The organism is Luteibacter sp. ME-Dv--P-043b (assembly GCF_030209605.1).
In the GTDB taxonomy this organism is placed as follows: Bacteria; Pseudomonadota; Gammaproteobacteria; order Xanthomonadales; family Rhodanobacteraceae; genus Luteibacter.
Window position 1 is genome coordinate 250,753 of record NZ_JARVRT010000012.1, and the last position, 12,888, is coordinate 263,640.

General features: G+C 66.0%; 10 protein-coding genes. 6 read left to right on the top strand and 4 right to left on the bottom strand.

The features are described from left to right. Window positions 1–50: 50 nt before the first annotated feature. From QRN34_RS07835 to QRN34_RS07845, 3 genes are read left to right on the top strand one after another with little or no spacing between them, the layout of a single operon-like run. Window positions 51–818 (top strand): MotA/TolQ/ExbB proton channel family protein, encoded by a 768-nt coding sequence (locus QRN34_RS07835; protein WP_036138666.1) that lies wholly within the window; start codon window positions 51–53, stop codon window positions 816–818. An 11-nt stretch (window positions 819–829) separates the two neighbouring features. Continuing rightward, window positions 830–1,243, top strand: a complete 414-nt coding sequence (locus QRN34_RS07840; protein WP_036138663.1) for a biopolymer transporter ExbD — start codon at window positions 830–832, stop codon at window positions 1,241–1,243. Window positions 1,244–1,248: 5 nt separating this feature from the next. After that, window positions 1,249–1,656 (top strand): biopolymer transporter ExbD, encoded by a 408-nt coding sequence (locus QRN34_RS07845; protein WP_036138661.1) that lies wholly within the window; start codon window positions 1,249–1,251, stop codon window positions 1,654–1,656. Between the two features lie 52 nt (window positions 1,657–1,708). Here the strand turns inward: QRN34_RS07845 and QRN34_RS07850 are convergent, their stop codons facing one another. Together QRN34_RS07850 and QRN34_RS07855 are read right to left on the bottom strand one after the other, a co-directional pair. Beyond that, window positions 1,709–2,452 carry a pyridoxine 5'-phosphate synthase gene (locus tag QRN34_RS07850; protein WP_285403447.1) on the bottom strand — a complete coding sequence of 248 codons (744 nt, stop codon included), beginning with the start codon at window positions 2,450–2,452 and terminating at the stop codon, window positions 1,709–1,711. Window positions 2,453–2,591: 139 nt separating this feature from the next. Next, window positions 2,592–3,218 carry a 4'-phosphopantetheinyl transferase superfamily protein gene (locus QRN34_RS07855; RefSeq protein ID WP_285403448.1) on the bottom strand — a complete coding sequence of 209 codons (627 nt, stop codon included), beginning with the start codon at window positions 3,216–3,218 and terminating at the stop codon, window positions 2,592–2,594. An 89-nt stretch (window positions 3,219–3,307) separates the two neighbouring features. Between QRN34_RS07855 and QRN34_RS07860 the strand changes: the two genes are divergently transcribed. After that, window positions 3,308–6,796 carry a PAS domain-containing hybrid sensor histidine kinase/response regulator gene (locus QRN34_RS07860; RefSeq protein ID WP_285403449.1) on the top strand — a complete coding sequence of 1,163 codons (3,489 nt, stop codon included), beginning with the start codon at window positions 3,308–3,310 and terminating at the stop codon, window positions 6,794–6,796. Between the two features lie 36 nt (window positions 6,797–6,832). On the opposite strand, the gene QRN34_RS07865 is transcribed toward QRN34_RS07860, so the two are convergent. Both QRN34_RS07865 and acs read right to left on the bottom strand, forming a co-directional pair. Further along, the gene (locus QRN34_RS07865) at window positions 6,833–7,501 is read right to left on the bottom strand and encodes a response regulator transcription factor (protein WP_036138653.1); all 669 of its coding nucleotides are present in this window, start codon (window positions 7,499–7,501) and stop codon (window positions 6,833–6,835) included. 31 nt (window positions 7,502–7,532) lie between these two features. Continuing rightward, window positions 7,533–9,473: an acetate--CoA ligase gene (gene acs, locus QRN34_RS07870; RefSeq protein ID WP_285403450.1), complete on the bottom strand. Its 1,941-nt coding sequence runs from the start codon at window positions 9,471–9,473 to the stop codon at window positions 7,533–7,535. Window positions 9,474–9,638: 165 nt separating this feature from the next. On the opposite strand from acs, the gene QRN34_RS07875 reads away from it, so the two are divergent. Beyond that, a complete protein-coding gene (locus QRN34_RS07875; protein ID WP_285403451.1) occupies window positions 9,639–11,129 on the top strand; it encodes a hypothetical protein in 1,491 nt (496 codons plus the stop codon). Window positions 11,130–11,139: 10 nt separating this feature from the next. Next, window positions 11,140–12,804 carry an MFS transporter gene (locus tag QRN34_RS07880; RefSeq protein WP_285403452.1) on the top strand — a complete coding sequence of 555 codons (1,665 nt, stop codon included), beginning with the start codon at window positions 11,140–11,142 and terminating at the stop codon, window positions 12,802–12,804. The last annotated feature ends 84 nt before the right edge of the window (window positions 12,805–12,888 follow it).

The window sequence follows — 12,888 nt, forward strand, 5'->3', positions numbered from 1 at the left end:
CCCACACTTACATCTTTTAAGTTCACGCTTGACTTCCCAAGGGTAGCGTTATGTTGCAAGACACCTCCGCTCAGCCTGCTCAGCCAGGTCAAAACTCCAACGCCGATGCCCTCAAGCAGATGGGCTTCGACCACCTCATTCACAACTTCGACTTCCTAGGTTGGATCGTGTTCGTGGTGCTGGTCGCGATGTCCGTACTCTCGTGGTACTTCATCGTCGCCAACTTCATCCGTAACAGCATGGTGCGGGCCCGCGCCGACAAGGTCATCCAGGGTTTCTGGAACACCTCGTCGACGCAGGAAGCCATTCGTATGCTCGAAGAGCAGCCGAAGGGCGAACCGTTCTCGAAGATCGCGCTCGATGCCGCTTCGGCCGTCGCTCACCACCAGCAGGCTGCTGGCGGTCGCCTCGCCGAAACGCTGTCGCGTTCGGAATTCATCGACCGCGCACTCCGCCAGGCCGTCGCTCGCGAGAGCCTGCGTCTGGAAGGTGGCCTGACCCTGCTCGCCACGGTCGGCTCCTCGGCCCCGTTCATCGGTCTTCTCGGTACGGTGTGGGGTATCTACCACGCGCTGATCGGTATCGCCGCTTCGGGTTCCGCGTCGATGGACAAGGTTGCCGGTCCTGTCGGTGAGGCGCTGATCATGACCGCGTTCGGTCTGTTCACCGCTATCCCGGCCGTGCTCGCGTACAACTTCTTCATGCGCTCCAACCGCCTGACCTACGCCAAGTTCGACGAATTCGCGCATGACCTGCACGACTTCTTCGCCACCGGCGCTCGCGTCGAAGGTACGGCGCCGGTCGTCGTCAAGAAGTAAGGAGCTGACCCATGGCTATGTCCAGCGGTGGCAACAGCGGTGGCCCGATGTCGGAAATCAACGTCACGCCGCTCGTCGACGTGATGCTGGTTCTGCTGATCATCTTCATGATCACGGCACCCCTGATGTCCCATAAGGTCCAGATCGATCTGCCGAAGGCTAATCCGAACGTTAAGGATGACACCCCGGTCGAACCGATGGATCTCGCGGTCAAGCCGGACGGTACGTACTTCCTCAATGACGGTGAAGTCAGCGAGGCTGAACTGAAGGCCCAGTTCGCGGTTGCGGCGGCGAAGTCGCCGCAGCCGGAACTCCAGATCCGTGCGGACCGCACCACCGAGTACAAGGTGGTGAAGAAGATCCTTGGCGATGCCAAGGAAGCCGGTATGGTCCACGTCGGCTTCATGTCGACCGGCAAGGAGTAACGAAAATGGCATTCAGTTCAGGCAACTCTGGTGGTCCCATGGCGGACATCAACGTGACGCCGCTCGTCGACGTCATGCTGGTGCTCCTGATCATCTTCATGATCACGGCTCCGATGCTGTCGCATAAGATCAAGATCGATCTTCCGCAGCCGAATCCGAACGTGCAAAACCCAGAGAACCCGCCGGATCCCGTCCGGCTGCAGATCCGCCAGGATGGCTCGCTCTATTGGAACGACACGCCGGTTGACGAGCTTGGCCTCAAGGCCCAGATCGCGGTGATCGCCCAGCAGTCGAACCAGCCGGAACTGCAGATCGACGCGGACGACGCGGCACAGTACGAGGCCGTGGCTCGCGTGCTTTCCGACGCAAAGGGCCAGGGCCTGACCAAGATCGGTTTCGTCAACTCGAACTGATCCACGGTCTGTCCGGTTAGACGAAAAACCCCGCCTCACGGCGGGGTTTTTTTTACGAGAGGATATCGAGGTAGGCGCGTACCGTTCGCGACAGGCCGTCGTACAAGGCCTCGCCGATCAGGGCATGGCCGATCGACACCTCCGCCAGCCCCGGGATGGCCGACTTGAACGTGCCCAGGTTGGCCTGGCTGAGATCGTGGCCGGCATTCACGGCCAACCCCGCCTGTTGCGCGCGCTGCGCGGTGTCGGCGAACGCGGCCAGCTCGCGCCGCGCGTCACCCTGCTCAAAGGCCTCCGCGTAAGGCCCGGTGTACAACTCGACACGCTCGACACCGATAGCCCTGGCCTCCGCAAAACCGGCGCCGCCGGCGTTGACGAACACGCTGACGCGGCAACCCAACTCACGGAACGCGGCCACCACGGGGCGGAGCGTCTCGATGTCGGCCGTGAGATCGAAACCGTGATCGGAGGTGATCTGGCCGTCGCCGTCGGGCACCAGCGTCACCTGGGTGGGTCGTACTTCCCGTGCCAGTTCCAGCAGGCCGGGATAGGCGCCGCGTGCCGCCGCAAAGGGATTGCCCTCGATGTTGTATTCCACGCGCCCGCGCAGCAAGCCGGCAATGACACGGACATCCGCCGGGGTGACGTGGCGCATGTCGGGCCGGGGATGCACGGTAATACCGCCGCAGCCCGCATCGATGCAGGTGTGCGCGGCCTTGGCGATCGAGGGCTCGCTGCCGCCGCGCGAGTTGCGCAGCACGGCGATCTTGTTGAGGTTGACGCTGAGTAGGGTCATCGACGGTCCAAAAAAAAACGCACGCCACCTTCGCGACGTGCGTAATGACTGTCTTCCCAGCATAACGCGCCACCTCCCTGTGGCGCACTCCACGGCTCACACACACACGTAACTGAGACACGGCCGACGCCGAAAAGGTTCAAAGCGAAGATGTGAAGACGCGGACCCGGCGTTCACCACCACGCCAGGCGACCGCGCCCCGCCTTCCCTCGCCCAGCGCCAGTGGTCGCACCTGCCACGCGTCGGCCGGGCCGAGGTCGCCATCGAACACGAGCGGCAGCGCCTGGTCCCCGCGGAGCGTGAACGCGGCACGGTGCAGGCCGTAGGACAGCCCGCCACCATGGGCCTTCAGCACGGCTTCCTTGGCGGTCCACAAGGCAATGAAGCCGGCTACGCGTCCATCCTCCGGAAGGCTTTCCAACCATGCGGCCTCGTCCGCCGCGAAAAAGCGACGCGCCAGCTCCAGGGCCCGGGCTCGTGGGCGCTCCGTCTCCACGTCCACGCCCAGCAGGAATCCCGCCGGCCCCCGGCCGATGGCCAGCACCGCGACATCGCCGCTGTGCGACCAGCTGAAGCCGAGGCCGTCGAAGGGAGGCGGTAGCCGGGGCTTGCCCTGGTCGCCGCGAACGATGTCCGGCGCGCCGGGGCCGGCGTACGCCGCAACCAGCGCCGCGAAGTACGTTTCCCCTTTGCCGCCGGGCCACGGTGTGTGCCAGACGTGGATGTCGTTGTCCGCAAGCGGCGGAATGGGTGGGAACTGGGGCATGGTGACGATGCTGCGTGGGAACGGCAACGACGGCAAGTGCGCCCGCGTGCCTTAGAATCGAAACGCTGTCGAAGGGGGAGCGAGGTGACGTGATCGCAGGATGGCTTCTGCTGCTGGTGGCCCTGCTCTACGTGGGGCTACTGTTCGTCATCGCCTACGCGGGCGACCGTCGGCCGTTGTATCCGCGGCAACCCCGTCTGCGTCCGCTGGTCTACAGCCTGGCGCTGGCGGTGTATTGCTCGTCGTGGACGTTCTACGGCGCGGTCGGCACGGCGGCGCGTTCCGGGCTGGCCTACCTGCCGATCTACCTGGGACCGCTGCTGCTGTTCGTGCTGGGCTTCGGCCTGCTCGAGCGCCTGGTGCTGGTGGCCCGGGAGCGCAACATCACCTCGATCGCCGATTTCATCGCTGCGCGCTTCGGCAAGTCGCACGGCCTGGCGGCGCTGGTGGCCGTGATCGCCGTGGTCGCGATCATTCCGTACATCGCGCTGCAGTTCAAAGCCGTGGCGATGTCGTTCGCCGTGCTCGGCGCCGGTAACTCCGCGTGGTGGTTCGGTGACACGGCCCTGTGGTGCGCCGCCCTGCTCGCCGTCTTCGCGATCCTGTTCGGTACGCGCACCATCGATGCCACCGAACACCACCACGGCATGATGCTGGCCGTGGCGGCGGAGTCGCTGGTCAAGCTGCTGGCCTTCGTCGCCATCGGCATCTACGCCTGGCGACATGGCCCCGGCCTGCAGGAAACGCTGCGGGCGCCGCTCCAGCAGATCGAGAAAGGCAGCATGCCGCCCGGGTTCGTCGCACAGACCCTGCTCGCCTTCTGCGCCATGTTCTGCCTGCCGCGCCAGTTCCAGATCGGCGTGGTGGAGTGTGAGGACCCGCGCGACCTGCGCCGGGCCCGCTGGCTGTTCCCGATCTACATGGTGCTGATCTCGCTCGCCGTGCTGCCGATCGTCAGCGCCGGCCTGGGCCTGCCGCAGGTGACCGGTGGCCACGTGGATGCGTGGGTACTGAACCTGCCGCTCGCACATGGCGACACGGGCATGGCCCTGCTCGCCTTCATCGGCGGCTTCTCCGCGGCCACCGGCATGGTGATCGTCGCGGCGGTGGCGCTCGCCACGATGATCAGCAACGACCTGGTCATGCCGATGCTGTTGCGCATCCGTCGCCTGGACCTGGAAAAGCGCGCGGACCTGTCCAGCACCGTGCTGCTGATCCGACGCATCGCGATCGTCGGCCTGGCCGCCATGGCGTACGTGTACTACCGCATCATCGCGGACGCGGAAAACCTTGCCGCTACCGGCCTGCTCTCCTTCGCCGCGGTGGCTCAGTTCGCGCCGGCTATCGTCTCCGCCCTGTACTGGCGCGGTGCCAGCCGCAGCGGTGTGCAGGTGGGCTTGCTGGCCGGCTTCGCCGTATGGGCCTATACGCTGCTGCTACCGGCCATGACGCGTGCGGGATGGATCGGTACCTCATGGCTGCAGGATGGCCCGTTCGGCATCGCCTGGCTGAAACCCACCGAGTTGTTCCACCTGACCGGCTGGGAGCCGGTGACACACGGCACCTTCTGGTCGCTGCTGACCAACGTCGGCTGCCTGGTCTTCATCTCCCTGCGTTTTCGACCCAGCGTGGCCGAGCGGCTGCACGCCGCGCTGTTCGTCGATCCCTTCGTGCGCAGCGCCGGCGGCGCCGGCGACTGGCGCGGTCGCGTCACCGTGCGCGACCTGGGCACCATCGCCGGCCGTATCGTCGGCGAGCGGGTCACCGCGCGTGCGTTCCATGAATACGGCGAGCGCCACGGCGTGGCACTGGAGTCGTCGGATGCTGCGGATCGTCCGTTGATCCAGTTCACCGAACGCCTGCTGGCGAGCGCCGTGGGCGCGGCCAGCGCACGACGCATCCTGATGGGCGCGCTGTCCGGTACCGGACTGGACATCGCCGAGGCCATGGCGCTGCTCGACGAAGCCTCGCAGGAGCTGCGCTTCAACCGCGAACTGCTGTCCACGACGCTGGAAAACGTCTCGCAAGGCATCAGCGTGGTGGACGGCGACATGCGCCTGGTGGCCTGGAATCGCCGCTACATGGAGTTGTTCGACTATCCCGAGGGCATGGTCTACGTCGGCCTGCCCGTGGCGGACCTGATCCGCTGGAACGCCGAGCTCGGCGAATGCGGGCCCGGTGAGGTGGACGAGCATGTCGCCAAGCGTATCCGCTACATGCGTGCCGGTTCGCCGCACGTGTTCTCGCGCGTACGCCCCGACGGCACCGTGATCGAGATGCGCGGGCGCGCGCTGCCCGGCGGCGGCTTCGTCACCACGTTCACCGACGTCACCGCGTACAAGACCGTGGAGCAGGCGCTGATCGATGCGAACGAAACCCTGGAACAACGGGTGGAGGTGCGCACGGCCGAGCTGTCGGAAGCGTTGAACGCCACGGCGATGGCGCGACGCGACGCGGAAGCGGCCAATGCGTCGAAGACACGCTTTCTCGCCGCCGCCAGCCACGACCTGTTGCAACCGCTGAACGCCGCCCGCTTGTTCACCTCGGCGCTGCGCCAACATCCCGGCCTGGACACGGAAGCGGCCGGCCTGGCCGAACGCATCGACGCATCGTTCCGCGCGGCCGAGGACCTGCTCGACGCCTTGCTGGACGTCTCGCGCCTGGATGCCGGCAGCTACCGGCCCGAGGTACTCCCCTTTGCCCTCGCGGACCTGTTCGATTCGCTGAAGCAGCAGTTCGCCGTGGTGGCCGAGCAGCGCGGCCTTACGCTGCACGTGGTGCCATCATCGCTTTCCGTGCGCTCGGATGCGCAACTGCTGCGACGCATCGTGGCCAACTTCCTGTCCAACGCGTTGCGTTACACGCGCACCGGTGGCGTCCTGCTGGGCGTGCGCCACGAGGGCGAGCACCTGCGCATCGAGGTGTGGGATACCGGACCCGGTATCGCTCAAGAGCAGCAGGCACGCATCTTCGGCGAGTTCCAGCGGCTGGAGCGTCCATCGCCGTGGGGCGAAAAAGGCCTCGGCCTGGGGCTGTCGATTTGCGAGCGCCTGGCCGGCATCCTCGGCCATACACTGGGACTGCGCTCGCGGGTCGGGCGCGGCAGCTGCTTCAGCATCACCGTGCCGCGAACGGCGGCGGTATCGCGCAAGCGCGCGCCGACGATGGCACGTCCCGGCGGCGAGCAGCTGCCGCTGACGGTGCTGTGCCTCGACAACGACGACACCATCCTGGAGGGCATGCAGGCCCTGCTGGGCCGCTGGGGCGTGGATTGCCGCGTGGCCATCGACGTACCCGCGGCGCTGGCGGTGCTCTCGACCACGCACGTCGATCTCATCCTCGCCGACTATCACCTGGGCGAAGGCATGGATGGCGTGGACGCCCTGCAACACATCGGCACGACCATCGTGCCGATGCCGCCCGCGGCCCTGGTCACGGCCGACGGCAGCACGGCGCTGAAGCAGCGTGCACGTACGCTGGGTTATCCGGTGCTGCACAAGCCGGTGCGGCCGGCCGCGCTGCGCGCGCTGCTGGTAGCGCTGGCGAAACGCGTAGGTACGGGTACCGGCGCGGCGTGAGCCGAAGCCAAGCCGGTTGCCTGGCCCTGCCGCGTCTCAGGGTTCCGCGGTATTTCCCGGAAAGGCTTCCTTGTCCACGTCCAGATGGCTTGCCGCCAGGGCGACCTGCGTGCGGTTGGACACGCCCAGCTTGCGCATGATCGCTGTCATGTGCGCCTTTACCGTGGCCTCGGAGACACCTAGGTCGTAGGCAATCTGCTTGTTGAGCAAGCCCTCGGCGATCATGCCGAGCACGCGGAACTGTTGCGGCGTGAGTGACGCTACGCGCGCGGCGACCGCCGCCTCGTCGGGCTTGAGCTCCACGTTGCCACCGACCAACTGGTGCGGCAGCCACACGTCGCCGTCCAGCACGGTACGCACCGCTTCCACGATCTGTTCCACCGACGCCGATTTTGGTATGTAGGCCGACGCACCGTGCCCCAGGGCACGACGCGCCACCTGCGCTTCCTCGTGTCCCGAAACCACCAGCGTGGGCAGCCCCGGGTATTGGCCGCGGATATGCGCCAGCGCGGAATAGCCGCGTGCACCCGGCATGTGCAGGTCCATCAACAGCAGGTCCGCGTCCGGCAGCGATTCGATCAGCGCGAACAGCGCCGGCACGCTATCCGCTGTATGCACGACGGCATCCGGCAGCGCCGCCAGCACCGCGCGCTGCAGGGCGTCGCGGAACAGCGGATGGTCGTCGGCGATGAGGACGTCGGCCATCAGCGATCGCGACGACACGGGTGGCCGGGCATCACCGGATCAACCGCTGGTCGACCAGGTTCTGCACGACGCCCGGGTCTGCCAGCGTGGACACATCGCCCAGCTGGTCGGGCTGGTTCTCGGCGATCTTGCGCAGGATGCGCCGCATGATCTTGCCCGACCGCGTCTTCGGCAGGCCCGGTGCCCACTGCAGGTGATCCGGCGCGGCGATCGGGCCGATCTCCTTGCGCACCGCGGCCACCAGCTCCTTCGCCAGCTCGTCGCTGCCGGTCTCCCCCGCCTTCAGCGTGACGAAGGCATAGATGCCCTGGCCCTTGATGTCGTGGGCGCAGCCGACCACGGCTGCCTCGGCGACCTTGGCATGCGACACCAGTGCGCTCTCCACCTCGGCGGTGCCGATGCGATGACCGGATACGTTGATCACGTCGTCCACGCGACCGGTGATCCAGTAGTAGCCGTCTTCGTCGCGACGGGCGCCGTCACCGGTGAAGTAGTTGCCGGGATAGGTCTTGAAATAGGTGTCGATGAAGCGCTGGTGGTCGCCGTACACCGTGCGCATCTGGCCCGGCCATGAATCGGTGATCACCAGGTTGCCGCTGGCGGCGCCTTCCTGCGGCCGTCCCTCGGCATCGACGATAGCCGGCACGATGCCGTAGAACGGCGTGGTGGCGGAGCCGGGCTTGAGTGCAGTGGCGCCGGGCAGCGGCGTGATCATGAAGCCGCCGGTCTCGGTCTGCCACCAGGTATCGACGATGGGGCAGCGCGATTCGCCCACCACGCGGTGGTACCAGTTCCAGGCCTCCGGGTTGATCGGCTCACCCACTGTGCCCAGCACGCGCAGGCTCTTGCGCGAGGTCTTCTTTACCGGCTCGTCGCCCTCGCGCATCAGCGCGCGGATGGCCGTGGGCGCGGTGTAGAACAGCGTTACCTTGTGCTTGTCGACCACCTGCCAGAAGCGGCTGAAGTCCGGGTAGTTGGGCACACCGTCGAACATCACCACGGTGGCGCCGTTGGCCAGCGGGCCATACACGACGTAGCTGTGGCCCGTGATCCAGCCCACATCGGCCGTGCACCAGTAGATGTCGTCCTCGCGCAGGTCGAAGGTCAACTCGTGCGTGAGGCTGGTATAGACCAGGTAACCCGCGCTGGTGTGCAGCACGCCCTTGGGCTGGCCCGTGGAGCCGGAGGTGTAGAGGGTGAACAGCGGATCTTCCGCGTTCATCGCCTCGTACGCACACTCCGCGGACTGGCCTTCCATCAGTGTGTGGTACCAGCGGTCGCGCGGCGACTGCATGTTGATGGCGCCACCGGTGCGTCGCACCACCACCACGGTGTGCACGCTGTTGGTATTCGGGCGGTTCAGCGATTCGTCCACGTTCGCCTTGAGCGGGATCTTCTTGCCGCCGCGACACCCCTCGTCGGCGGTGATGACCAGCTTGGCACCGGAGTCGGCGATGCGTGCCGCCACGGAATCGGGCGAGAAACCGCCGAACACCACCGAGTGCACGGCGCCGATGCGTGCGCAGGCCAGCATGGCCACCGCCGCTTCGGGAATCATCGGCAGGTAGATCAGCACGCGGTCGCCCTTGGCCACGCCCAGGTTCTTCAGCGTGTTGGCGAACTTGCAGACCTCGGTGTGCAGCTCGCGGTAGGTCAGGCTGCGCGACTCGCCGGGGTCGTCACCCTCGAAGATGATGGCGGTCTTGTCGCCGCGCGTCGCCAGGTGCCGGTCGAGGCAGTTGGCGGATACGTTGAGCTGGCCATCCTCGTACCAGCGGATGTGCAGGTCGGCCGGGTCGAACGAGACATCCTTGATTTTCGTCGGCGGCACGATCCAGTCGATCCGCGTGGCCATGTCCTTCCAGAAGCCTTCCGGATCCTGCACGGAGCGGGCGTAGTTGGCCTCGTAGTCGGCCTTGCCGACGCGCGCGGTGGCGGCGAAGGTGGGATCGACGGGATGGATGTCGGACATGCGTGCTCCTCTAAGGACGGCGTTGGGGCTATGAGGGGAAGTTTATCCCCGCCACGCGACCCGATGGGTCGCACCGGCTACGACTTTGGTCGAGTTTCGACCTTTGGCGAATGGAACCCCGGCTGGAACGGCCACATGCTCGCGCTGCCAATGGTTGGGGAGACCATGATGAAGACGAACCGCTACGGTGGCCGCAAGGCCATCGCCCTCAGTGTCGCCTGTGCCCTCATGCTGCCGATGGTGGCGGTCCCGGACCTCGCCCACGCCCAGTCGCGATCGAAGAAAACCACGAGCCGCGAGGCGGCGCTGGAGTCGCGGGTCAACCAGCTCGAGCAGCAGCTGGCGGAACTGAAGGCGATGATCCAGGAGCAAAAGACGCAGACCACGGAGGCCGCGACCACGGCCCAGGCGGCGCAAGCGCAATCGCAGCAGACCGAGGAGAAAGTGGCCAAGGTCGAGAAGGTGGTCGCCACCGTCCCGGCCAAGCCGGCTTTCACCACGGGCACCGCGCCCGGTGTGTCGCTGGCGCTGCACGGCTTCATCAACGCCAGCGCTTTCACCCAGAACAAGGCGTATACCTACGGCAACGGCGCCAACTCGGAGTATCCGATCCCGGCCGGTGGCGCCAATCGCGCCGATGGCCGTGTCAGCGGCGTGGACGTGCGCAACACGCGCTTCTGGCTGGACTTCACCGGGGCGAAGTTCAACGAGAACTGGGCCGGCAGCGGTCGCCTAGAGATGGATTTCTTCGGTGGCTTCAACGGCACCGGTGCTTATGCCGGCTCGCAGCCGGAGCTGCGTATGCGCCAGGCGTACATGGATATCGCCAACGCCAGCACCGGCACCACGTTCCGCATCGGCCAGATGTGGGACCTGATGTTCCCGCTCGATTACATCCCGCAGTCGCTGTCGCATATCGCGTTTCCGCTGGGCTACGGCAGCGGCGTGATCGGATGGCGCTTCCCCGGGGCCATCTGGATGCAGGAACTCAACCACGGCTCCGAAGGCACCAAGTGGCGCTTCGACATGGCCGTGCTGCAGGGCAGCTGGAACGGCCCCGGTGCCAACGCAACCACCAATTACCAGACCGCCGGCAACGCGGGCTTCAAGCCGCAGGTGGAAGCCCGCCTCACCGCCAAGGGCGGCAACTGGCAGGCCTTCGTGGCCGGCCACTACAGCAAGGTGGACCTGCACGGCGTGGATGGCCTTACCGCCACGCCGATCAAGAGCAACCTGAAGAGCACGGCGGTGGAACTGGGCGGCCTGTGGACGCCCGGCAAGTTCATCTTCAAGAGCGTGGTGTACACCGGCAATGCGATCGGCGAACTGTTCGGCGACCTGTCGCAGTTCGGCGATATCAAGGACAAGGGCGGTTACCTGCAGGCGGGCTACAAGTTCGACCCGCACTGGACGGTGTATGCCTTCGCCTCGGTCAGCAAGCCCGACGAGAACGATGTGCTGCGCTGGCGCGCGGCGAACACCCCCGGCCTGCTGAAGAGCCGCCAGAAAGCGGCCAGCCTGCAGTACACCACCGGGCCGTTCGATTTCAGCGTGGAGTGGATCCACGCCAACCTCGATTCGACCACCACCAACGGCCTGGGCCGGCAGAAAACCGCCGGCAACGAACTCACGCTCAACGGCAACTACCGGTTCTAAGGGGAGCGACATGGCGACTACCGCAAGCGGCCTGCGTGCCGACGGCAGCATCGGCACCAGCCACCGGCGCGTGATCTTCGCGTCCAGCCTGGGCACCGTGTTCGAGTGGTACGACTTCTACCTGTACGGCTCGCTGGCGGCGCTGATCGGCAAGCAGTTCTTTACGGGGTTGAACGAGACCAGCCAGTTCATCTTCGCCCTGCTTGCGTTCGCGGCCGGCTTTGCCGTCCGTCCGTTCGGTGCCATCGTGTTCGGTCGCATCGGCGACCTGATCGGGCGCAAGTACACCTTCCTCATCACCATCCTGATCATGGGCACCTCGACGTTCCTGGTCGGCGTGTTGCCCGGGTATTCAACGATGGGCGTGGCCGCGCCCGTGCTGCTCATCCTGCTGCGCCTGTTGCAGGGCCTGGCCCTGGGTGGTGAATACGGTGGTGCGGCGACCTATGTGGCGGAACATGCGCCGCCGGGCAAGCGCGGGTTGTACACCAGCTTCATCCAGATCACCGCCACTTTCGGCCTGTTCCTCTCGCTGCTGGTCATTCTCGGCACGCGACTGGGCCTGGGCACCGAGGCGTTCGAAGCCTGGGGCTGGCGCATTCCGTTCCTGCTTTCCGCGGTGCTGGTCGGCGTATCGGTCTACATCCGCCTGCAACTGCACGAGTCGCCGGTGTTCCAGCAGATGAAAGCCGAGGGCAAGCAGTCCAAGGCGCCGCTGACCGAAGCCTTCGGCCAATGGAAGAACCTGCGGCTGGTGATCCTGGCACTGTTCGGCGCCACCGCCGGCCAGGCCGTGGTCTGGTACACGGGCCAGTTCTATTCGCTGTATTTCCTGACGCAAAGCCTGAAGATCGACGGCACCACGGCCAACCTGCTGATCGCCGGCGCGCTGCTGATCGGCACGCCGTTCTTCGTCTTCTTCGGCTGGCTGTCCGATCGGATCGGTCGCAAGCCGGTGGTGCTGGCCGGTTGCCTGATCGCCGCGCTGACGATGTTCCCGATCTTCAAGGGCCTGACCCACTTCGGCAATCCCGCCGTGGAAGCCGCCGCCGCGGCCGCACCGGTAGTCGTCACCGCCGATCCGGAAGCCTGCACCTTCCAGTTCGACCCGGTGGGCAAGAAGACCTTCACCAGCTCGTGCGACGTCGCCAAGAGCGTACTGGCGAAGAAGGGCATTCCGTATACCAACGCCGCCGCACCCGCGGGCACACTGGCCACGGTGAAGGTCGGCGATGCGGTGATCGAGTCGTTCGAGGGCGGCAGCCTGGACAAGGCGGCCTTTACTGAGCAGAGCAAGGCGTTCACCGCGAAGGTCGCCGCCCAGGTGAAGACGGCGGGCTATCCCGAAAAGGCCGACCCCGCGCAGGCGAACTACCCGATGCTGGTACTCCTGCTGGCCATCCTGGTGCTCTACGTCACCATGGTCTACGGGCCCATCGCCGCATGGCTGGTGGAAATGTTCCCGACGCGCATCCGCTATACGTCCATGAGCCTGCCGTACCACATCGGCAATGGCTGGTTCGGCGGCTTCGTGCCCACCATCGGCTTCATGCTGGTGGCGTGGAAGGGGGATATCTACTACGGCCTGTGGTATCCGGTGGCCGTGGCCCTGATGACCTTCGTGATCGGGTTGTTCTTCGTGCGCGAGACCAAGGATGTGCCGTTGGAGGATTGAGCGCGTCACGGGCGGAGGCATGTCGGCCTCCGCCTGATCCTGGCGCGCTTTCGGCATTCTGCGAACCGTATCCCGACTTCTGAG

Coding starts and splice junctions, on each gene's coding strand:
- QRN34_RS07880 (WP_285403452.1), top strand. CDS start 11,140: ATGGCGACTACCGCAAGCGGCCTGCGTGCCGACGGCAGCATCGGCACC.
- QRN34_RS07850 (WP_285403447.1), bottom strand. CDS start 2,452: ATGACCCTACTCAGCGTCAACCTCAACAAGATCGCCGTGCTGCGCAAC.
- QRN34_RS07835 (WP_036138666.1), top strand. CDS start 51: ATGTTGCAAGACACCTCCGCTCAGCCTGCTCAGCCAGGTCAAAACTCC.
- QRN34_RS07875 (WP_285403451.1), top strand. CDS start 9,639: ATGATGAAGACGAACCGCTACGGTGGCCGCAAGGCCATCGCCCTCAGT.
- QRN34_RS07845 (WP_036138661.1), top strand. CDS start 1,249: ATGGCATTCAGTTCAGGCAACTCTGGTGGTCCCATGGCGGACATCAAC.
- QRN34_RS07840 (WP_036138663.1), top strand. CDS start 830: ATGGCTATGTCCAGCGGTGGCAACAGCGGTGGCCCGATGTCGGAAATC.
- QRN34_RS07855 (WP_285403448.1), bottom strand. CDS start 3,218: ATGCCCCAGTTCCCACCCATTCCGCCGCTTGCGGACAACGACATCCAC.
- QRN34_RS07865 (WP_036138653.1), bottom strand. CDS start 7,501: ATGGCCGACGTCCTCATCGCCGACGACCATCCGCTGTTCCGCGACGCC.
- acs (WP_285403450.1), bottom strand. CDS start 9,473: ATGTCCGACATCCATCCCGTCGATCCCACCTTCGCCGCCACCGCGCGC.